The 21,812-nt window shown below is 55.7% G+C and carries 19 protein-coding genes, 1 tRNA gene and 1 rRNA gene; 17 read left to right on the forward strand and 4 right to left on the reverse strand.

Annotated features, from left to right (window positions below; genetic code table 11):
- Positions 1-180: 180 nt before the first annotated feature.
- Positions 181-984, reverse strand: a complete 804-nt coding sequence (locus DVA43_RS19010; protein ID WP_114316433.1) for a dienelactone hydrolase family protein — start codon at positions 982-984, stop codon at positions 181-183.
- Positions 985-1,235: 251 nt separating this feature from the next.
- On the opposite strand from DVA43_RS19010, the gene udp reads away from it, so the two are divergent.
- The 9 genes from udp (at position 1,236) to tatD (ending at position 9,103) form a co-directional block, all read left to right on the forward strand.
- Positions 1,236-1,997, forward strand: a complete 762-nt coding sequence (gene udp, locus DVA43_RS19015) for a uridine phosphorylase (protein ID WP_045417628.1) — start codon at positions 1,236-1,238, stop codon at positions 1,995-1,997.
- 139 nt (positions 1,998-2,136) lie between these two features.
- Positions 2,137-3,561, forward strand: coding sequence for a DNA recombination protein RmuC (rmuC, locus tag DVA43_RS19020; RefSeq protein WP_114316434.1), 1,425 nt, complete (start codon positions 2,137-2,139; stop codon positions 3,559-3,561).
- 89 nt (positions 3,562-3,650) lie between these two features.
- The gene (gene ubiE / locus DVA43_RS19025) at positions 3,651-4,406 is read left to right on the forward strand and encodes a bifunctional demethylmenaquinone methyltransferase/2-methoxy-6-polyprenyl-1,4-benzoquinol methylase UbiE (protein WP_103177424.1); all 756 of its coding nucleotides are present in this window, start codon (positions 3,651-3,653) and stop codon (positions 4,404-4,406) included.
- 13 nt (positions 4,407-4,419) lie between these two features.
- Positions 4,420-5,025, forward strand: coding sequence for a ubiquinone biosynthesis protein UbiJ (ubiJ, locus tag DVA43_RS19030; RefSeq protein ID WP_114316435.1), 606 nt, complete (start codon positions 4,420-4,422; stop codon positions 5,023-5,025).
- Positions 5,022-6,662, forward strand: a complete 1,641-nt coding sequence (gene ubiB, locus DVA43_RS19035; protein ID WP_114316436.1) for a ubiquinone biosynthesis regulatory protein kinase UbiB — start codon at positions 5,022-5,024, stop codon at positions 6,660-6,662. The genes ubiJ and ubiB overlap by 4 nt, the downstream gene beginning before the upstream one ends.
- Before the next feature lie 76 nt (positions 6,663-6,738).
- Positions 6,739-6,993 (forward strand): Sec-independent protein translocase subunit TatA, encoded by a 255-nt coding sequence (gene tatA / locus DVA43_RS19040; RefSeq protein WP_103177421.1) that lies wholly within the window; start codon positions 6,739-6,741, stop codon positions 6,991-6,993.
- A gap of 3 nt (positions 6,994-6,996) precedes the next feature.
- The gene (gene tatB, locus DVA43_RS19045) at positions 6,997-7,524 is read left to right on the forward strand and encodes a Sec-independent protein translocase protein TatB (RefSeq protein ID WP_103177420.1); all 528 of its coding nucleotides are present in this window, start codon (positions 6,997-6,999) and stop codon (positions 7,522-7,524) included.
- Between the two features lie 2 nt (positions 7,525-7,526).
- Entirely contained in the window at positions 7,527-8,279 is a 753-nt protein-coding gene (gene tatC / locus DVA43_RS19050) for a Sec-independent protein translocase subunit TatC (RefSeq protein ID WP_103825356.1), read from the forward strand.
- A 41-nt stretch (positions 8,280-8,320) separates the two neighbouring features.
- The gene (tatD, locus tag DVA43_RS19055) at positions 8,321-9,103 is read left to right on the forward strand and encodes a 3'-5' ssDNA/RNA exonuclease TatD (protein ID WP_114316437.1); all 783 of its coding nucleotides are present in this window, start codon (positions 8,321-8,323) and stop codon (positions 9,101-9,103) included.
- Here the strand turns inward: tatD and rfaH are convergent.
- Entirely contained in the window at positions 9,100-9,591 is a 492-nt protein-coding gene (gene rfaH, locus DVA43_RS19060; protein ID WP_114316438.1) for a transcription/translation regulatory transformer protein RfaH, read from the reverse strand. The two genes, tatD and rfaH, sit on opposite strands and share 4 nt — an antisense overlap.
- Before the next feature lie 183 nt (positions 9,592-9,774).
- On the opposite strand from rfaH, the gene ubiD reads away from it, so the two are divergent.
- Both ubiD and fre read left to right on the forward strand, forming a co-directional pair.
- The gene (gene ubiD / locus DVA43_RS19065) at positions 9,775-11,259 is read left to right on the forward strand and encodes a 4-hydroxy-3-polyprenylbenzoate decarboxylase (protein WP_114316439.1); all 1,485 of its coding nucleotides are present in this window, start codon (positions 9,775-9,777) and stop codon (positions 11,257-11,259) included.
- 43 nt (positions 11,260-11,302) lie between these two features.
- The gene (gene fre / locus DVA43_RS19070; protein ID WP_103825360.1) at positions 11,303-12,004 is read left to right on the forward strand and encodes an NAD(P)H-flavin reductase; all 702 of its coding nucleotides are present in this window, start codon (positions 11,303-11,305) and stop codon (positions 12,002-12,004) included.
- A gap of 183 nt (positions 12,005-12,187) precedes the next feature.
- On the opposite strand, the gene fadA is transcribed toward fre, so the two are convergent.
- Together fadA and fadB are read right to left on the reverse strand one after the other, a co-directional pair.
- The gene (gene fadA / locus DVA43_RS19075; protein WP_114316440.1) at positions 12,188-13,351 is read right to left on the reverse strand and encodes an acetyl-CoA C-acyltransferase FadA; all 1,164 of its coding nucleotides are present in this window, start codon (positions 13,349-13,351) and stop codon (positions 12,188-12,190) included.
- Between the two features lie 9 nt (positions 13,352-13,360).
- Complete coding sequence (gene fadB, locus DVA43_RS19080) at positions 13,361-15,550, reverse strand: fatty acid oxidation complex subunit alpha FadB (protein WP_114316441.1); 2,190 nt, start codon at positions 15,548-15,550, stop codon at positions 13,361-13,363.
- Between the two features lie 187 nt (positions 15,551-15,737).
- On the opposite strand from fadB, the gene pepQ reads away from it, so the two are divergent.
- The 6 genes from pepQ (at position 15,738) to DVA43_RS19115 (ending at position 21,806) form a co-directional block, all read left to right on the forward strand.
- Entirely contained in the window at positions 15,738-17,069 is a 1,332-nt protein-coding gene (pepQ, locus tag DVA43_RS19090; RefSeq protein WP_114316443.1) for a Xaa-Pro dipeptidase, read from the forward strand.
- Positions 17,069-17,683 carry an IMPACT family protein gene (locus DVA43_RS19095; RefSeq protein ID WP_114316444.1) on the forward strand — a complete coding sequence of 205 codons (615 nt, stop codon included), beginning with the start codon at positions 17,069-17,071 and terminating at the stop codon, positions 17,681-17,683. Before pepQ ends, DVA43_RS19095 begins: the two co-directional genes overlap by 1 nt.
- Before the next feature lie 40 nt (positions 17,684-17,723).
- Positions 17,724-19,175, forward strand: coding sequence for a Trk system potassium transporter TrkH (trkH, locus tag DVA43_RS19100; protein ID WP_114316445.1), 1,452 nt, complete (start codon positions 17,724-17,726; stop codon positions 19,173-19,175).
- 11 nt (positions 19,176-19,186) lie between these two features.
- Positions 19,187-19,729 (forward strand): menaquinone-dependent protoporphyrinogen IX dehydrogenase, encoded by a 543-nt coding sequence (hemG, locus tag DVA43_RS19105; RefSeq protein WP_114316446.1) that lies wholly within the window; start codon positions 19,187-19,189, stop codon positions 19,727-19,729.
- 377 nt (positions 19,730-20,106) lie between these two features.
- Positions 20,107-21,644, forward strand: a 16S ribosomal RNA gene (locus DVA43_RS19110).
- 87 nt (positions 21,645-21,731) lie between these two features.
- A tRNA-Glu gene (locus DVA43_RS19115) sits at positions 21,732-21,806 on the forward strand.
- The last annotated feature ends 6 nt before the right edge of the window (positions 21,807-21,812 follow it).

Below are 21,812 nucleotides of genomic sequence, written 5' to 3' on the forward strand. Positions count from 1 at the left end.
AAAAGCATAACTGTATGGTTAATTTCCTAAAACGTTTTTAATTTATGATGGCTCACAAAATCAGGGGGCGATTGTTATTTAAATAGTAATCCTCTCTGTAGTATATATAAATACATGTTTATATTGCTGGGATTAATAACCATGGATTGTACGCCCGGCAGACGTGCCGGGCGTAGGGTATTATTTTTTGATGCCATACTGCGCAAACCAGGCCAGCATCCGCTGCCAGCCATCCTTCGCTGATTCTTCGTGATAGCTCGGACGGTAATCGGCATTAAACGCATGTCCCGCTCCTGGATAGACCACAATCTCCGCCGTTGCGTTCGCCGCCCGCAGGGCATGACGCATCGTCTCGACGGTATCCAGTGGAATGCCGGTGTCTTCGGCGCCATAGAGCCCCAGTACGGGGGCGTTTAAATCGGTAGCAATATCGACAGGATGTTTTGGTGAATTCAGGGTTTTCTCGCCGACCAGTTTGCCATACCACGCCACGGCTGCTTTCAGCTGCGGGTTATGGGCGGCATAGAGCCAGCTGATCCGTCCGCCCCAGCAGAAACCGGTCGCCAGCAGACGATGGGGATCGCCACCGTTGCGCGCTGCCCAGTTGGCGACGTGGTCAAGATCCGCCAGCACCTGCGCGTCCGGCACTTTACTGACCAGGTTGCTGAACAGGGTAGGGATGTCGCTGTACTTGTTCGGATCGCCCTGACGGAAGTAGAGCTCCGGCGCGACCGCCAGATACCCTTCCAGCGCCAGGCGACGGCAGATATCGCGAATATGCTCATGTACGCCGAAAATTTCCTGAACCACGATGACGATCGGCAATGCCCCTTGCCCATTTTTGGGCCGGGCATGGTAAGCGGGCATATTATCGCCCTGGGTCGGAATCGAGGTCTCCCCGGCGGTAATCGCCTCGTCGGAGGTAGTGACAACGGTTGAGGCTTGCAGATCAGCAGCAGGGGCAAATCCAGATGTTCCAGTCATGGCATTCTCCGTACCAATTAGCGCAAAAGTAAATATAGTCCGCAGGTTAACAATCCACAGTGCCCGAAACAGGCTATCTTTTGTGCAACAGATAACGATATAAGTCGTTAATGTGATGTTAATCACTATTTCATGGTAATTAAATGCAATCAATTTCATTAGCGGTGATGTCTATCACGAAATGAAGCCAGTTCCTTCGGTAAAGTACCGCTTTGCTTCTGCTGACAAACTGACCCACAGAGGAGTTTTCTATGTCTAAGTCTGATGTTTTTCATCTCGGCCTCACTAAAAACGATTTACAAGGGGCTACGCTCGCTATCGTCCCTGGCGATCCTGAGCGTGTGGAAAAGATCGCCGCGCTGATGGATAAGCCGGTTAAGCTGGCAGCCCATCGCGAATTCACGACCTGGCGGGCAGAGCTGGATGGTAAAGCGGTGATCGTGTGCTCAACCGGTATCGGTGGCCCGTCTACCTCTATTGCCGTCGAAGAGCTGGCGCAGCTGGGTATCCGTACTTTCCTGCGTATCGGTACAACCGGTGCAATCCAGCCGCATATCAACGTTGGCGACGTGCTGGTCACCACGGCGTCTGTACGTCTGGACGGCGCGAGCCTGCACTTTGCCCCGATGGAATTCCCGGCAGTAGCCGACTTCGAATGCACCACCGCGCTGGTGGAAGCAGCAAAATCCGTTGGCGCAACCACCCACGTTGGCGTCACCGCCTCGTCTGACACCTTCTACCCGGGCCAGGAGCGCTACGATACCTTCTCCGGTCGCGTGGTCAGCCGTTTCAAAGGCTCGATGGAAGAGTGGCAGTCCATGGGCGTTATGAACTATGAAATGGAATCCGCCACGCTGCTGACCATGTGCGCAAGCCAGGGTCTGCGTGCCGGTATGGTCGCGGGTGTCATTGTGAACCGTACCCAGCAAGAGATCCCGAACGCCGAGACCATGAAGCAGACCGAAAGCCACGCGGTGAAAATTGTCGTGGAAGCGGCCCGCCGCCTGCTGTAATTACTCCTTTTCTTTGCCAAAGGCCGACCCGTTCGGCCTTTTTCTTTGCGTAGCCCCTCGCAGAAAACCCTTTTCAAACTGGACGTTTATACAGCACAATTCTATTTTGTGCGGGTCATACCTTGATGCAGGGGGCGTCGTGGATATTTCCATCCTTTTTTATGTCGTTATCGCGCTGGTCAGCGTCGGCGTGGGCTGGTTGTTCGCCAGCTATCAGCATGCGCAGCAAAAAGCCGATCAGCTGGCCGAACGTGAGGAGATGGTGGCTGCCTTAAGCGCGCTGAAACAACAGGCGGCGCAAAGCGGACATTGGCGCGACGAGTGCGAGCTACTCAATAACGAACTGCGTAATCTGCGGGATATCAACACCTCGTTGGAAGCCGACCTGCGCGAAGTCACCACCCGCCTGGAATCCACCCAGTTGCATGCGGAAGACAAAATCCGCCAGATGATTAACAGCGAACAGCGCCTGAGCGAGCAGTTCGAAAACCTGGCCAATCGCATCTTTGAACAGAGCAACCGCCGTGTTGACGAGCAAAACCGCCAGAGCCTGAACGTTCTGCTGACTCCCTTGCGCGAACAGCTGGACGGTTTTCGTCGCCAGGTGCAGGACAGCTTTGGTCAGGAGGCGCGGGAGCGACACACGCTGGCCCATGAAATTCGCAATCTCCAGCAGCTAAATGCCCAGATGGCCCAGGAGGCGATCAACCTGACCCGGGCGCTGAAAGGCGACAATAAAACCCAGGGTAACTGGGGCGAAGTGGTGTTGACCCGCGTACTGGAAGCCTCCGGTCTGCGTGAAGGGCATGAATATCAGACCCAGGTTAGTATCGAAACAGAATCCCGCGCGCGGATGCAGCCGGATGTTATTGTCCGCCTGCCGCAGGAGAAGGATGTGGTCATCGACGCCAAAATGACGCTGGTGGCCTACGAGCGTTACTTCAATGCCGAGGACGACTACACCCGCGAGACGGCGTTGCAGGAGCATATCGCCTCGGTGCGTAACCACATTCGCCTGCTGGGGCGTAAAGATTATCAGCAGTTACCCGGCCTGCGTTCGCTTGACTATGTGCTTATGTTTATCCCGGTTGAACCCGCCTTTTTACTGGCGCTGGACCGTCAGCCGGAGCTGATCTCCGAAGCGCTGAAAAACAACATTATGCTGGTGAGCCCGACCACGCTGCTGGTGGCGCTGCGCACCATTGCGAATCTGTGGCGCTATGAGCACCAGAGCCGCAATGCCCAGCAGATTGCCGATCGCGCCAGCCGGTTGTACGACAAAATGCGCCTGTTCGTCGATGACATGTCGTCCGTTGGGCAGAGCCTGGATCGCGCCCAGGATAATTACCGCCAGGCGATGAAAAAGCTGGCCTCCGGGCGCGGCAACCTGCTGGCTCAGGCCGAATCGTTCCGCAGCCTTGGCGTGGAGGTAAAACGCGAGATTAATCCGGATTTAGTCGAGCAGGCCACCGCCCAGGATGAAGAGTACCGGTTGCGTGGCGAGGGCGATGTTCAAAAGACAAACAATACGTTAGCAGAAGCACACGCGTCGGCAGACCTGTAGGGCGTTATTCCTGGGGTGGTTGAATCGTAGGGCAAATTCGCCCAATCTGTTACACTTCTCGTACATTTGATTGATAAGCAGGCTCTGAGATGGTTGAAGATTCACAAGACACAACGCACTTTGGCTTTCAGACTGTCGCTAAAGCGCAGAAAGCTGACATGGTGGCCCACGTATTCCATTCCGTGGCGGCGAAGTACGATGTAATGAATGACCTGATGTCATTCGGCATTCATCGCTTGTGGAAGCGCTTCACTATTGATTGTAGCGGCGTACGTCGTGGGCAAACGGTGCTGGATCTGGCGGGCGGGACCGGCGACCTTACCGCGAAATTCTCGCGTCTGGTAGGGGAAACAGGCCGCGTTGTGCTGGCTGATATCAACGACTCCATGCTGAAAATGGGGCGTGAGAAACTGCGCAATCTCGGTGTGGTCGGCAACGTTGAATATGTCCAGGCGAACGCCGAGGCGCTGCCTTTCCCGGATAACACTTTTGACTGCATCACCATCTCCTTTGGTCTGCGTAACGTCACCGATAAAGAGAAAGCGCTGCGTTCCATGTACCGCGTGCTGAAACCGGGTGGACGCCTGCTGGTGCTGGAGTTCTCGAAACCGATTATTGAACCGCTGAGCAAAGCGTACGACGCTTACTCTTTCCACATTCTGCCGCGCATTGGTGAAGTGGTTGCTAACGACGCCGACAGCTATCGCTATCTGGCCGAGTCCATCCGTATGCACCCTAATCAGGACACGTTAAAGGCCATGATGCAGGATGCGGGCTTTGACAATGTTGATTACTTCAACATGACCGCGGGCGTTGTCGCTCTGCATCGCGGGTACAAGTTCTGAGTGGAGGTGGCAGATGCCGTTTAAACCCTTGATCACAGCCGGTGTTGAAAACGTACTCAATACCTTTCTGTATCGCTCGCCCGCGCTCAAAACGGCACGCCAGCGACTGAACGGTAAAGTACTGCGTGTGGTGGTAAAAGAGTTTTCGACCCCGCTGGTGCTGGTATTCAGCGAGCGTCAGCTCGACGTGCTGGGCGAGTGGGAGGGCGAGGCTGACTGCTCTGTTATCACCCATATGAGTACGCTACCTAAACTGCGCGATCGCCAGCAGCTCACCGCCCTGATCCGTAGCGGTGAGCTGGAAGTCGAAGGCGATATCCAGGTGGTACAAAACTTCGTTTCGCTGGCTGACCTGGCGGAATTTGATCCGGCAGAACTGCTGGCCCCCTGGACGGGCGATATTGCCGCAGAGGGGATCAGTAAAGTGCTGCGCGGCGGCGCCTCATTGCTGAAAAAAGGTTTTCAGCGTCAGCAGCGCTATGCTGCGGAGGTGCTTACCGAAGAGTGGCGCATGGCCCCCGGGCCGCTGGAAGCAGCATGGTTTGCAGAAGAAACCGCCGCTGTTGAACGTTCGGTTGATGCAATGACTAAAAAGCTTGAAAAGCTGGAGGGCAAATGACGCCAGGTGAAATTCGGCGCCTCTATTTTATCATCCACACCTTTTTGAGCTACGGGCTCGATGAGTTGATCCCTCGAATGCGCATTACCTTGCCGCTGCGCCTCTGGCGGCAAACGCTATTCTGGATGCCAAATCGCCATAAAGACAAGCTGCTCGGTGAGCGTCTTCGGCTGGCGTTGCAGGAGCTGGGTCCGGTATGGATCAAGTTCGGCCAGATGCTCTCGACCCGCCGCGATCTCTTCCCCCCTCAGATTGCCGATCAGCTGGCTCTGCTGCAGGATAAAGTCGCCCCGTTCGATGGCCGGCTGGCAAAGCGGCAGATCGAAAAAGCGATGGGTGATATCCCGGTAGAAAGCTGGTTCGATGACTTCGACATCCAGCCGCTGGCTTCAGCCTCTATCGCTCAGGTTCACACCGCGCGGCTGAAAGAGAACGGCAAAGAGGTGGTCATCAAGGTGATCCGCCCGGACATTCTGCCGATCATCCGAGCCGACATGAGACTCATCTACCGTCTGGCTCGCTGGGTGCCGCGTCTGCTGCCTGATGGCCGTCGCCTGCGTCCGATGGAAGTGGTGCGTGAATATGAAAAGACGCTGATTGATGAGCTAAATCTGCTGCGTGAATCGGCGAACGCCATTCAGCTGCGCCGCAACTTTGAAAACAGCCCGATGCTGTATGTGCCGGAGGTCTATTCCGACTATTGCAGCCAGGACATGATGGTGATGGAGCGCATCTACGGCATCCCGGTATCGGACGTCGCGACCCTCGAAAAGCAGGGCACCAACATGAAGCTGCTGGCCGAACGTGGCGTGCAGGTCTTCTTTACCCAGGTGTTCCGCGACAGCTTCTTCCATGCCGATATGCACCCGGGCAATATCTTCGTTAGCTACGAGCACCCAGAAGATCCGCAGTACATCGGCATTGACTGCGGTATCGTCGGCTCGCTGAACAAAGAAGATAAGCGCTATCTGGCTGAGAACTTTATCGCTTTCTTTAACCGCGATTACCGTAAAGTGGCTGAACTGCACGTCGACTCCGGTTGGGTTCCACCGGACACAAACGTCGAAGAGTTTGAGTTCGCCATTCGTACAGTTTGTGAGCCCATTTTCGAGAAACCGCTGGCGGAGATCTCGTTTGGCCATGTGCTGCTGAACCTGTTTAATACCGCCCGACGCTTCAATATGGAAGTGCAGCCGCAGTTAGTTTTACTCCAGAAAACATTACTTTACGTTGAAGGGGTGGGGCGGCAACTCTATCCTCAGTTAGACTTATGGAAAACGGCAAAACCGTTCCTTGAGTCATGGATCAAAGACCAGGTTGGGCTGCCCGCGCTGGTCCGCTCCCTGAAAGAGAAAGCGCCTTTCTGGATCGAAAAAATGCCCGAACTGCCGGAACTGGTGTACGACAGTTTGCGTCAGAGCAAAAACTTGCAACATAGCGTAGATAAAATCGCTCGCGAGTTGCAGACCAACCATGTGCGTCAGGGCCAGTCCCGGTATCTGTTTGGCATAGGCGCCACGCTGTTGTTAAGCGGCACGCTATTGCTAATCAACCGTCCTGACTGGGAGTTGATGCCCGCCTGGCTGATGGCCGGTGGAGTGGTGGTCTGGCTGGCTGGATGGCGTAAAACACGCTGAATTGCATCGCTATCGCAGGGCCGCATAACGTATAATGCGGCCTGATTAATTTATCATCTACAACTGAGGAAGAAGTATGGGTGGTATCAGTATCTGGCAATTGGTGATTATTGCCGTCATCGTCGTGCTGCTTTTCGGTACCAAAAAACTGGGTTCTATCGGTTCCGATCTTGGTGCCTCCATCAAAGGCTTCAAGAAAGCGATCAAAGATGATGACGAGAAGCAGGACAAATCCAGCCAGGACGCGGATTTCACTGCTAAATCTATCGCCGATAAACCAGACGACGTCAAAAAGGAAAATGCTAAACGCCACGATAACGAGCAGGTGTAATCCGTGTTTGATATTGGTTTTAGCGAACTGCTGCTGGTATTCGTGATTGGCCTCATTGTACTGGGGCCACAGCGTTTGCCGGTGGCAGTAAAAACTATTGCAGGCTGGGTGCGCGCGCTGCGTTCGCTTGCGACAACGGTTCAAAACGAGCTGGCGCAGGAGCTTAAGCTGCAGGAGTTTCAGGACAGCCTGAAAAAAGTGGAGAAGGCGAGCATGGATAACCTGACGCCGGAACTCAAAGCCTCCATGGATGAACTGCGCGAAGCGGCGGAATCCATGAAGCGCTCCTACAGCGTTAACGACCCGGAAAAAGCGAGTGATGAAGCCAACACCATTCGCAATCCACTGGTCAAAGATAACGAAGCGCAGCACGAAGGCGTGACGCCTGCTACCGCAGAACACCAGGCCAGTGCGCCCGAACAGACGCCTTCAGAGCCGGTGATCAAAAATTCAGAACCGACGCCAGCGTCCGCAGAGAAGAAGCCTGCCCCCGTCGCTGATGCGTCCCCCTCGTCGAGTGATAAAGCGTAAATATGGCTGTAGATGACACTCAACCGCTGATTACGCACCTGATCGAGCTGCGTAAGCGCCTGCTGAACTGCATTATTGCGGTCTTCCTCATTTTTATAGGCCTGGTCTATTTCGCCAACGACATCTATCAGGTGGTCTCTGCGCCGCTGATTAAACAGATGCCGCTGGGCGCAACCATGATTGCGACCGATGTCGCGTCGCCCTTCTTCACGCCGATTAAGCTGACCTTCTGGGTGTCGCTGATTGCCTCTGCGCCAGTAATCCTTTACCAGGTCTGGGCCTTTATTGCCCCTGCGCTGTATAAGCATGAACGCCGTCTGGTGATCCCGCTGCTGGTCTCCAGCTCGCTGCTGTTTTATATCGGCATGGCCTTCGCCTACTTCGTGGTCTTCCCTTTGGCCTTTGGCTTCCTGGCAAACACCGCGCCGGTAGGGGTCCAAGTCTCGACGGACATCGCCAGTTATCTGAGCTTTGTGATGGCGCTGTTTATGGCCTTCGGCGTGGCGTTTGAAGTACCGGTTGCCATCGTGCTGCTCTGCTGGGTGGGGATCACCACGCCGGAAGACTTACGTAAAAAACGGCCATACATTCTGGTGGGTGCCTTTGTCATTGGCATGCTGCTAACGCCGCCGGATGTCTTCTCGCAAACTCTGCTGGCAATCCCGATGTATTGCCTGTTTGAGGTCGGCGTCTTCTTCTCGCGCTTCTATATTGGAAAGCGACGTGAAGATCACGAGGAAGAGTCAGAAGAATAAAACCAACCGCCCGCCAGGGCGGTTGTCATATGGGAGCGAGTATGTTTGATATCGGTCTGAACCTGACCAGCCCGCAGTTTGCCCAGGATCGCGATGAGGTCGTTACCAGGGCCTTTGCCGCCGGGGTAAAGGGCTTACTGCTGACGGGCACCAACCTCCATGAAAGCGAGCAGGCGCGGCAGCTGGCGCAGCGCTACGATCGCAGCTGGTCAACGGCGGGCGTTCATCCTCACGACAGCAGCCAATGGACGACAGAGAGCGCAGCCACGTTGCGGGAGTTAGCCGCCTCGCCTGAGGTGGTGGCAATCGGAGAGTGTGGTCTCGACTTTAATCGCAATTTCTCTACCCCCGCCGAGCAGGAGCATGCCTTTAGCGCCCAGCTGGCATTAGCCGCTGAGCTGGGTATGCCGGTATTTATGCACTGCCGTGATGCTCACGAACGCTTTCTGGCGCTGCTGGAACCCTGGCTGGATAAACTGCCCGGCGCGGTGCTGCACTGTTTTACCGGTACGCGTGAAGAGGCGATAGCTTGTCTGGATCGTGGATTATATCTGGGGATCACCGGCTGGGTATGTGATGAACGACGTGGGCTGGCGCTACGCGAGTTGCTGTCGGTTATTCCTGCCGAGCGCCTGCTGATTGAGACCGATGCGCCTTACCTGCTGCCGCGCGATCTCAGCCCTAAACCGGCCTCACGGCGTAATGAACCGGCTTATCTGGGACATATCATTGAACGGGTCGCCCACTGGCGCGGCGAAGAGACGCAGTGGCTGGCTGCGCAGACGGATGACAACGTGCGTCGTCTGTTTGGCATCGACTTTTAAACTTTGCGGAAACTGGTGTTTTTCACGCTCTGCTTCACTTCTTTATTCAGTAAGTTCAGCAGCAGCATGGAGCGGGCTTCCCCGTCCGGCTCAGCGAAAATCGCTACCAGCCCTTCGAACGCCCCTTCGGTGATCACCACATCATCGCCGGAGAAGGGCGTATCAGGATCGGTCATGCCTTCTGGCTGTTTATAAACCGAGAGCTGGTGGATGACGGAAGAGGGCACCGTGGCCGGATGAATGCCAAAGCGCACGAAGTGACTGACACCGCGCGTCGCACTGATGGTGGTGGTGTGGATCACTTCAGGGTCGAATTCAACAAACAGATAGTTCGGGAACAGTGGTTCACTGACGGTTGTGCGCTTACCGCGAACCATTTTTTCCAGCGTGATCACGGGCGTCAGACAGTTCACCGCCTGGCGTTCCAGATGTTCCTGAGCACGCTGAAGTTGCCCACGCTTGCAATACAGTAAATACCAGGCCCGCATAATGACTCTTTTCCGCTTGTTATGCCGGCAAGCATATCAAAACCCTGGCGGGATCGCTAAGCTGATTATAATGGCCGTACGCAGAAGAAGCCGTGAATCTTCACGCTAATTTAACAAAAATACAGCATCACGCAGTCTTACGCCGTATAATGAACCGCATACAGAGAGAGCTTGACTAACTGCATGAAATACAACGATCTACGCGACTTCCTGGAACTGCTGGAAAAGCAGGGCGAACTCAAACGCATTACCCTGCCTGTCGATCCTTATCTGGAGATGACAGAGATTGCCGACCGTACCTTGCGTGCCGGTGGGCCCGCGCTGCTGTTTGAAAACCCGAAAGGCTATACCATGCCGGTGCTCTGTAACCTGTTTGGCACACCCAGGCGTGTGGCGATGGGGATGGGGCAGGAAGATGTCAGCGCGCTGCGTGAAGTGGGTAAGCTGCTGGCTTTTCTGAAAGAGCCTGAGCCACCAAAAGGTTTTCGCGATCTCTTTGATAAGCTGCCGCAGTTTAAGCAGGTGTTGAACATGCCGACCAAACGGCTGCGCGGTGCGCCCTGCCAGCAGAAAATTGTGGAAGGCGATGCGGTCGATCTGACCCGTATTCCCATCATGCAGTGCTGGCCAGAAGATGCCGCCCCGCTGATCACCTGGGGTCTGACCGTGACGCGCGGTCCGTACAAAGAGCGGCAGAACCTCGGGATCTATCGTCAGCAGCTCATCGGTAAAAACAAACTCATTATGCGCTGGCTGTCGCACCGCGGCGGCGCGCTGGATTTCCAGGAGTGGTGCGCAGCCCATCCGGGCGAACGCTTCCCGGTCTCCGTGGCGCTGGGTGCCGATCCGGCCACCATACTCGGCGCAGTGACGCCGGTGCCAGACACGCTGTCGGAATATGCCTTTGCCGGGTTACTGCGTGGCACCAAAACCGAAGTGGTGAAGTGCGTTTCTAACGATCTGGAAGTGCCCGCCAGCGCTGAAATTGTCCTCGAAGGCTACATCGAGCCAGGGGAGTTGGCCCCGGAAGGGCCGTATGGCGACCACACCGGCTATTACAATGAAATAGATAACTTCCCGGTATTTACCGTGACCCACATTACCCAGCGGGAAGATGCGATTTACCACTCCACCTATACCGGCCGTCCACCAGATGAACCTGCCGTACTGGGCGTGGCGCTCAACGAAGTGTTAGTGCCGATCCTGCAAAAGCAGTTCCCGGAGATCATTGACTTCTATCTGCCGCCGGAAGGATGCTCCTATCGCCTGGCGGTGGTAACCATTAAGAAGCAGTATGCGGGTCACGCTAAACGGGTGATGATGGGCGTATGGTCTTTCCTGCGCCAGTTTATGTATACCAAGTTTGTGATCGTTTGCGATGATGACGTCAACGCCCGCGACTGGAATGACGTGATCTGGGCCATTACCACCCGTATGGATCCGGCACGCGATACGGTCTTAGTCGAAAACACGCCAATTGATTACCTGGATTTTGCCTCGCCGGTTTCCGGTCTTGGCTCAAAAATGGGACTGGATGCCACCAATAAATGGCCCGGCGAAACCCAACGTGAATGGGGTCGACCGATCAAAAAGGATCCTGAGGTGACTGCGCGAATTGACGCGATCTGGGATGAACTGGCCATAATGAATAACGGTAAAGACGCCTGAATGCGCCCGTTATGCCCTATAGACTTCCCGACAGAGAGAGCGAATGACAACCTTAAGCTGTAAAGTGACCTCGGTAGACGCTATCACCGACACTGTATATCGCGTCCGTTTAGTACCTGAATCGGCGTTCTCCTTCCGCGCTGGCCAGTATTTGATGGTGGTGATGGATGAGCGGGATAAGCGCCCTTTCTCAATGGCCTCCACGCCGGATGAGCAAGAGTTTATCGAGCTGCACATTGGGGCGTCAGAGCTCAACCTGTATGCGATGGCGGTGATGGATCGCATTCTGAAAGAGAACGTGATTGAAGTTGATATGCCTCACGGCGAAGCCTGGCTGCGTGATGACGAAGAGCGTCCGCTGATCCTGATTGCCGGCGGTACCGGTTTCTCCTACGCGCGCTCTATCCTGCTGACGGCGCTGGCGCGTAACCCGGACCGGGATATCACCATCTACTGGGGTGGCCGCGAGTCGAAGCACCTTTACGATCTGTCCGAGCTGGAAGCGCTGAGCGTGACCCATCCAAACCTGCGCGTTGAGCCGGTGGTGGAGCAGCCGGAAGAGGGATGGCGCGGCCGCAGCGGCACCGTGTTAACGGCGGTACTGCAGGATCATGGCACGCTGGTAAATCACGATATCTATATTGCCGGTCGTTTCGAAATGGCGAAAATTGCCCGTGACCTGTTCTGCAATGAGCGTGGCGCGCGTGAAGATCGTCTGTTTGGCGACGCATTTGCCTTTATTTGAGACGAAAAAAACCCGCCCCTGACAGGCGGGAAAACGGCAACTAAAACTTTCCCCGTCATCATTCACGCTGCCTCTTTGTTGGCTGCCTTTGCTCACCCCGGTCACATAGTTAACTATGTGACCGGGGATTCGCGCAGTTGCCGCCGCGATGCAACGCGAATGATTTAGGGGAATATTCTTCGATTACACCCTCTCAAACACCGTTGCGATCCCCTGACCCAGGCCGATACACATGGTCGCCAGACCAAACTGGGCATCTTTGCGTTCCATCAGGTTAATCAGCGTGGTGCTGATACGCGCCCCGGAACAGCCCAGCGGGTGACCCAGCGCAATGGCACCGCCGTTGAGGTTAATCTTTTCGTCGATCTGATCCATCAGGCCCAGATCCTTAATGCACGGCAGGATCTGCGCGGCGAAGGCTTCGTTCATCTCGAACACGTCGATATCGCTGGTGGAAAGCCCGGCTTTTTTCAGCGCCAGCTTTGAGGCCGGTACCGGGCCATAACCCATAATCGACGGATCGCAGCCCACTACCGCCATCGAGCGGATACGGGCGCGCGGCGTCAGACCCAGCTCGCGGGCGCGGCTTTCGCTCATGACCAGCATGGCGGCAGCACCATCGGAGAGGGCGGAAGAGCTGCCCGCTGTCACGGTGCCGGTCACCGGATCAAAGGCCGGTTTCAGCGTGGAGAGCGCTTCAACGGTGGTTTCCGGACGGATCACTTCGTCGAAGTAGAACTGCTTCAGCACGCCATCGGCATCGTGGCCGCCGGTCGGCAGGATCTCATTTTTGAAGGCGCCGGACTGCGTCGCGGCCCAGGCACGGGCGTGCGAGCGGGCGGCAAAGCTGTCCTGCATTTCACGGCTGATGCCGTGCAGACGGGAGAGCATCTCCGCCGTCAGCCCCATCATGCCTGCGGCTTTCGCCACGGTGCGGCTCATGCCGGGATGGAAATCGACGCCGTGGTTCATCGGCACATGGCCCATGTGCTCCACGCCGCCGATCATGCATGCCTGTGCATCGCCGGTCATGATCATGCGTGCCGCATCGTGCAGGGCCTGCATCGACGAACCGCACAGACGGTTGACGGTCACAGCCGGTACCGAGTGCGGGATTTCCGCCAGCAGCGCGGCGTTACGGGCAATGTTAAAACCCTGCTCCAGAGTCTGCTGCACGCAGCCCCAGTAGATATCGTCCAGCGCGGTGGCGTCCAGCGCCGGGTTGCGCGCCAGCAGGCTACGCATTAAATGTGCGGAGAGATCTTCCGCGCGCACGTTACGAAATGCGCCGCCCTTCGAACGGCCCATCGGGGTACGAATTGCATCGACAATGACAACCTGTTCCATTGTGACTCCTTAAGCCGTTTTCAGTGCGCCAACCGGACGGGCAGGCTCAACCGGGGGATAGTACGCTTCGTTATTACGCGCTTTGGCACGCAGACCTTCCGGGGCGTGATACAGCGGGCCGAGATGCTCGTACTGTTGCGTCATATCCAGATAGCGGGCGCTGCCGAGCGTATCCAGCCAGCGGAACGCGCCGCCGTGGAACGGAGGGAAGCCCAGGCCATACACCAGCGCCATATCCGCTTCCGCCGGGCTGGCGATAATGCCCTCTTCGAGACAGCGCACCACTTCGTTGACCATCGGGATCATCATGCGGGCAATGATCTCTCCGTCGCTGAAATCGCGCTTCGCCTGGCTGACATCTGCCAGCAGGCTGTCCACGGTGGCATCTTCCTCTTTCTTCGGTTTGCCCTTGCTGTCTTCTTTATAACGCCAGAAGCCGAGACCGTTTTTCTGACCGTAGCGATTCGATTCGAACAGGGCGTCGATGGCATCGCGGTAATCTTTCTGCATCCGCTCCGGGAAACCAGCCGCCATCACCGCATGGGCGTGATGGGCCGTATCAATACCGACCACATCCAGCAGATAGGCCGGGCCCATTGGCCAACCAAACTGTTTTTCCATCACTTTGTCGATCTTGCGGAAATCTGCCCCGTCGCGCAGCAGCTGGCTGAAACCGGCAAAGTAGGGGAACAGCACGCGGTTGACGAAGAAGCCCGGGCAGTCATTAACCACAATCGGGGTTTTGCCCATCTTGCTGGCCCACGCCACCACTTTGGCGATCGTTTCATCAGAGGTCTTTTCTCCGCGAATTACTTCAACCAGCGGCATACGGTGCACCGGGTTAAAGAAGTGCATGCCGCAGAAGTTTTCCGGGCGCTTCAGCACGCTGGCCAGTTCGCTGATTGGAATGGTAGAGGTGTTGGAGGCCAGCACAGTCTCCGGGCGAACCTTCTCTTCTGTTTCCGCCAGTACCGCTTTTTTCACTTTCGGGTTTTCAACTACCGCTTCGACGACCACATCCACGCGATCGAAACCGCTATATTCCAGCGTTGGATGAATCGTGGAGATCACGCCGGAGAGCTTCAGACCGTCGATCTTGCCGCGCTCCAGCTGTTTGTTCAGCAGCTTGGCCGCTTCGGTCATGCCCAGCGTCAGGGATTTATCGTTGATATCTTTCATCACCACCGGCACGCCTTTCCAGGCTGACTGGTAGGCGATGCCGCCGCCCATAATGCCCGCACCTAGCACCGCAGCCTGTTTTGGCGTCTCAACGTTTTTAGTCAGCTGCTTCGCTTTGCCCTTCACGAACTGATCGTTAAGGAAAATACCGACCAGCGCACGGGCTTCGTTGGTGTGAGCCAGTGGGACGAAACTTTGGTTTTCTAATTTCAGTGCTTCGTCACGGCCCAGACGTGCGGCGGCTTCGATGGTTTTCACCGCGGTGATCGGCGCCGGATAGTGTTTACCCGCCGTCTGCATCACCATGCCTTTGGCGATGGTGAAACTCATGGTGGCTTCAATTTTACTTAAGTGCAGCGGCTCCAGTTTCGGCTGGCGTTTCGCTTTCCAGTCGAGATCGCCATTAATCGCCTGGCGCAGTATCGCCAGAGCCCCTTCATGCAGTTTTTCCGGCTTAACGACGCCATCCACCAGACCGAGCTTTAACGCTTGATCGGCACTGACATCTTTACCTGCGGCGATAATTTCCAGGGCGCTGTCGGCACCCAGCAGGCGCGGCAGGCGTACCGAGCCGCCAAAGCCCGGCATGATGCCCAGCTTCGTTTCAGGCAGACCAATGCGCAGATCCGGCGTTGCCAGACGGTAATCGGTCGCCAGCACGCATTCACAGCCGCCGCCCAGCGCATAGCCATTGACCGCAGAAAGGGTCGGGACCGGCAGATCTTCCAGACGGTTAAAGACGCTGTTGGCGAAATGGAGCCACTGGCTCAACTGCTCCTGGGGTACCAGGAACAGCGAGAGGAATTCGGTGATGTCTGCGCCGACGATAAATGCCGCTTTTTCGGAACGCAGCAGCAGACCTTTTAAATCGGTTTGTTTTTCAAGAACGTCCAGCGCCTGGCCAAGGCTGGCCACGGTTGCGGTATCAAGCTTGTTCACTGAGCCGGGGGCGTCGAACACCAGTTCGGCAATGCCACCTTCCAGCCAGTCTACGTACAGGGTGTCGCCTTTGTAGAGCATGTCAGTCTCCTGAATCCAGCAATTGGATCTGGTCATACCAGATGAAACGGAGTGTGGGTTTTGTGTTAATGAAATGCAAATTAGTCATTAAATAATTGTAGGGCTGATCACGCTCGGCGAAGATCACGCAGCTTTTCTGAGGTGTGCTAAGATGCGGGGACTTGAGGTCAAAACGAAAGGAATAATGATGGACTCACTGGCCGCGCTCTACAAAAATCATATTGTTACGTTACAGGAACGTACACGCGACGTACTGGCTCGCTTTAAGCTGGATGCGCTGCTCATCCACTCCGGCGAACTGTTTAATGTCTTCCTTGACGATCATGCTTATCCCTTCAAGGTGAATCCGCAATTTAAAGCCTGGGTGCCGGTAACGCAGGTTCCCAATTGCTGGTTGCTGGTGGATGGCGTGAACAAGCCGAAACTCTGGTTCTACCTGCCGGTGGATTACTGGCACAACGTGGAGCCGCTGCCGACCTCATTCTGGACGGACGAGGTAGAGGTGATTGCCCTGCCGAAAGCGGACGGTATTAGCAGCCAGTTACCTGCAGCTCGCGGCAACATTGCCTATATTGGCCCGGTGCCTGAACGGGCTCTCGCCATGGAGATCACAGCGGAAAACGTGAACCCGAAAGGGGTGATCGACTATCTGCACTATTATCGCTCCTATAAGACCGACTATGAACTGGCGTGCATGCGTGAAGCGCAAAAAAACGCGGTTAACGGCCATCGTGCGGCGCATGAAGCGTTCCTGTCCGGCATGAGCGAGTTCGATATTAACCAGGCCTACCTGACGGCCACCGGCCATCGTGATACCGATGTGCCTTACAGCAACATCGTGGCGCTGAACGAACACGCGGCGGTGCTGCACTACACCAAACTCGATCACCGCGCGCCGTCCGAAATGCGCAGCTTCCTGCTGGATGCCGGTGCGGAATATAACGGCTATGCCGCTGACCTGACCCGTACCTGGGCCGGAAATAGCGACACCGAGTTCGCTGCGCTTATCAAAGACGTGAATGATGAACAGCTTGCCCTGATCGCCACCATGAAGGCGGGCGTGAGCTACGTGGATTACCACATCCAGTTCCATCAGCGCATTGCGAAACTGCTGCGTAAGTATCAGATCGTCAGCGATATGAGCGAAGAGGCGATGGTGGAAAACGACCTGACCGGGCCCTTTATGCCGCACGGGATTGGTCATCCTCTGGGTCTCCAGGTGCATGATACCGCTGGCTTTATGCAGGATGACACTGGTACGCACCTGGCGGCGCCGTCTAAATACCCCTACCTGCGTTGCACCCGCATTCTGCAACCGCGCATGGTGCTGACCATCGAGCCGGGCATCTACTTTATTGAGTCGCTGCTGGCGCCGTGGCGTGAAGGGCAGTTCAGCAAGCACTTCAACTGGCAGAAAATCGAAGCGCTGAAGCCGTTTGGTGGGATCCGTATCGAAGATAACGTGGTGATCCACGAGAACGGTACTGAAAACATGACGCGAGATCTGAAGCTGGCGTAATGGAAAGCTGGCTCATACCGGCAGCGCCGGTCACCTTTACGGAAGAGATCAAGAAAAGCCGTTTCATCACGCTGTTGGCGCATACCGACGGCGTGGAGGCGGCGAAGGCGTTTGTAGAGGCAGTAAGAGCGGAACATCCCGACGCCCGCCACCACTGCGTGGCATGGGTGGCCGGGCCGCCTGACGACTCGCAAAAGCTCGGGTTCTCGGATGATGGTGAACCGGCGGGCACGGCGGGCAAACCCATGCTCTCGCAGCTCATGGGCAGCGGCGTTGGCGAAATCACCGCCGTCGTGGTGCGATACTACGGCGGCGTGTTACTGGGAACGGGCGGGCTGGTCAAGGCCTATGGCGGCGGCGTCCAGCAGGCGCTTAATCAGCTGACGACTATCCGCAAAACGCCACTTACCGAATATACTTTATTGTGCGATTACGCCCAGTTATCCGGCATCGAGGCATTGCTGAAGCAGTATCAGGGCCTCATCGTACACAGTGACTACCAGGCGATGGTGCACTTGCGGGTGGCATTACCCCAGGCTTCGCTTCCGGCATTCTCAGCAAAACTGGCTGATTTTAGTCGTGGTTCGTTGCAATTACGGCCGATTGAAGAATAATCCCCACCCTACTTATTGAATACCAAAGGAAGCGGCAGAGATGCATTTTCGTGCCATAACCCGAATCGTTGGATTGCTGGTCATACTTTTCTCCGGGACGATGATCCTCCCGGGACTGGTAGCGCTTATTTATCGGGATGGTGCGGGCCGCGCCTTTACGCAGACCTTTTTCGTCGCGCTGATGATTGGCTCCCTGCTGTGGTGGCCTAACCGCCGTCAGAAAGGGGAGCTGAAATCCCGGGAAGGCTTCCTGATCGTGGTGCTGTTCTGGACCGTGCTGGGCAGCGTGGGGGCATTACCCTTCATCTTCTCGGAACAGCCCAACCTGACCATCACCGATGCCTTCTTTGAATCCTTTTCCGGGCTGACCACCACCGGGGCCACCACGCTGGTGGGGCTGGACTCACTACCTCATGCCATCCTCTTTTACCGGCAGATGCTGCAATGGTTCGGCGGTATGGGGATCATCGTATTAGCCGTGGCGATTCTGCCGATACTGGGCGTCGGGGGGATGCAGCTCTACCGTGCCGAAATGCCGGGGCCGCTGAAAGATAATAAAATGCGCCCGCGTATTGCCGAGACGGCCAAAACGTTATGGCTGATCTATGTGCTGCTGACGGTCGCCTGTGCGCTGGCGCTGTGGTTCGCCGGGATGCCAGCCTTTGATGCCATTGGCCATAGCTTTGCCACCATCGCCATTGGTGGGTTCTCAACCCATGATGCCAGCGTCGGCTATTTTGACAGCCCGACAATCAACACCATCATTGCTATCTTCCTGCTTATCTCCGGCTGTAACTACGGCCTGCACTTCTCTTTACTCAGTGGCCGTAGTCTGAAGGTCTACTGGCGCGATCCAGAATTTCGCATGTTCATTGGCGTGCAGCTGACGCTGGTGGCTATCTGTACCCTGGTGCTGTGGCTACACGATGTCTATGACTCGGCGGTCACCACCCTTAATCAGGCATTTTTCCAGGTGGTGTCGATGGCGACCACTGCGGGTTTCACCACCGACAGTATCGCGCGCTGGCCGCTCTTCCTGCCTGTGCTGCTGCTCTGTTCGGCCTTTATCGGCGGCTGTGCCGGTTCGACGGGCGGTGGCCTGAAGGTGATCCGCATTCTGCTGCTCTTTAAACAGGGGAACCGCGAACTTAAGCGTCTGGTGCACCCGAATGCGGTTTACAGCATCAAACTGGGCAACCGCGCACTGCCGGAGCGTATTCTGGAGGCGGTGTGGGGCTTCTTCTCTGCCTACGCGCTGGTCTTTATCGTCAGTATGCTGGCGATCATCGCGACGGGCGTGGATGACTTTTCGGCGTTTGCTTCCGTTGTCGCCACACTGAACAACCTGGGGCCGGGCCTTGGCGTGGTCGCAGACAACTTTGCCAGTATGAATCCAACCGCGAAGTGGATCCTGATTGCCAACATGCTGTTCGGGCGTCTTGAGGTCTTCACGCTGTTGGTTCTCCTGACACCAACATTCTGGCGCGAATAAGGGAGCCGTTTGTGAAAACATTAATTCTATTTTCAACGCGCGACGGGCAGACGCGGGAGATTGCCGCTTTTCTGGCTTCTGAGTTAAAAGAGCAGGGTATCTATGCGGATGTCGTCAATCTGAACCGCACCGAAGATATTGCATGGCAGGAGTATGACCGCGTGGTGATTGGCGCCTCGATTCGTTACGGCCATTTCCATCCTGCAGTGGATCGCTTCGTGAAAAAACACACGGCAACGCTGAATAGCCTGCCGGGCGCTTTCTTTTCTGTGAATCTGGTGGCGCGTAAAGCGGAAAAGCGTACGCCGCAAACCAACAGCTACACGCGCAAATTTTTACTGAACTCACCCTGGAAGCCAACTGCCTGTGCCGTTTTTGCGGGCGCGCTGCGTTATCCGCGTTACCGCTGGTACGATCGCTTTATGATCCGCCTTATTATGAAGATGACAGGCGGCGAAACGGATACCCGTAAAGAGGTGGTCTACACCGACTGGTCCCAGGTCGCCAGTTTTGCCCGGGAAATTGCGCAATTAACCCGCAATCCGCGGCTTTAATAGCCGCACAGGTCGAAAAATAAGCGAACGGTAAACTTTTTAATATTTCTGCTTGTCACCGTCAGATAACTCCCTATAATGCGCCACCACTGACACGGAACAACGGCAAACACGCCGCCGGGTCAGCGGGGTTCGGTAAGAACCTCACGGAGAAAAGCGAAAATAATCGCTTGACTCTGAGGCGGGGAAGCGTAATATGCACACCCCGCGCCGCAGCGAAAAAGCGAAGCGGCACTGCTCTTTAACAATTTATCAGACAATCTGTGTGGGCACTCAAAGTGACATGGATTCTTAATGTCCTCGGACAAGAAATGAATACCAAGTCTCTGAGTGAACACGTAATTCATTACGAAGTTTAATTCACGAGCATCAAACTTAAATTGAAGAGTTTGATCATGGCTCAGATTGAACGCTGGCGGCAGGCCTAACACATGCAAGTCGAACGGTAGCACAGAGAGCTTGCTCTCGGGTGACGAGTGGCGGACGGGTGAGTAATGTCTGGGAAACTGCCTGATGGAGGGGGATAACTACTGGAAACGGTAGCTAATACCGCATAACGTCGCAAGACCAAAGAGGGGGACCTTCGGGCCTCTTGCCATCGGATGTGCCCAGATGGGATTAGCTAGTAGGTGGGGTAATGGCTCACCTAGGCGACGATCCCTAGCTGGTCTGAGAGGATGACCAGCCACACTGGAACTGAGACACGGTCCAGACTCCTACGGGAGGCAGCAGTGGGGAATATTGCACAATGGGCGCAAGCCTGATGCAGCCATGCCGCGTGTATGAAGAAGGCCTTCGGGTTGTAAAGTACTTTCAGCGAGGAGGAAGGCATTGCGGTTAATAACCGCAGTGATTGACGTTACTCGCAGAAGAAGCACCGGCTAACTCCGTGCCAGCAGCCGCGGTAATACGGAGGGTGCAAGCGTTAATCGGAATTACTGGGCGTAAAGCGCACGCAGGCGGTCTGTTAAGTCAGATGTGAAATCCCCGGGCTCAACCTGGGAACTGCATTTGAAACTGGCAGGCTTGAGTCTTGTAGAGGGGGTAGAATTCCAGGTGTAGCGGTGAAATGCGTAGAGATCTGGAGGAATACCGGTGGCGAAGGCGGCCCCCTGGACAAAGACTGACGCTCAGGTGCGAAAGCGTGGGGAGCAAACAGGATTAGATACCCTGGTAGTCCACGCCGTAAACGATGTCGACTTGGAGGTTGTGCCCTTGAGGCGTGGCTTCCGGAGCTAACGCGTTAAGTCGACCGCCTGGGGAGTACGGCCGCAAGGTTAAAACTCAAATGAATTGACGGGGCCCGCACAAGCGGTGGAGCATGTGGTTTAATTCGATGCAACGCGAAGAACCTTACCTACTCTTGACATCCAGAGAACTTGCCAGAGATGGCTTGGTGCCTTCGGGAACTCTGAGACAGGTGCTGCATGGCTGTCGTCAGCTCGTGTTGTGAAATGTTGGGTTAAGTCCCGCAACGAGCGCAACCCTTATCCTTTGTTGCCAGCGGTTAGGCCGGGAACTCAAAGGAGACTGCCAGTGATAAACTGGAGGAAGGTGGGGATGACGTCAAGTCATCATGGCCCTTACGAGTAGGGCTACACACGTGCTACAATGGCGCATACAAAGAGAAGCGACCTCGCGAGAGCAAGCGGACCTCATAAAGTGCGTCGTAGTCCGGATTGGAGTCTGCAACTCGACTCCATGAAGTCGGAATCGCTAGTAATCGTAGATCAGAATGCTACGGTGAATACGTTCCCGGGCCTTGTACACACCGCCCGTCACACCATGGGAGTGGGTTGCAAAAGAAGTAGGTAGCTTAACCTTCGGGAGGGCGCTTACCACTTTGTGATTCATGACTGGGGTGAAGTCGTAACAAGGTAACCGTAGGGGAACCTGCGGTTGGATCACCTCCTTACCTTAAAGAACCTGCCTTTGCAGTGCTCACACAGATTGTCTGATAGAAAGTGAAAAGCAAGACGGCTGCGAAGTCGTGACACCTCGTGTCCCCTTCGTCTAGCGGTTAGGACTCCGCCCTTTCACGGCGGCAACAGGGGTTCGAATCCCCTAGGGGACGCCACTTGCT

The sequence above is a fragment of the Leclercia sp. W6 genome, assembly GCF_003336345.1.
In the GTDB taxonomy this organism is placed as follows: Bacteria; Pseudomonadota; Gammaproteobacteria; order Enterobacterales; family Enterobacteriaceae; genus Enterobacter.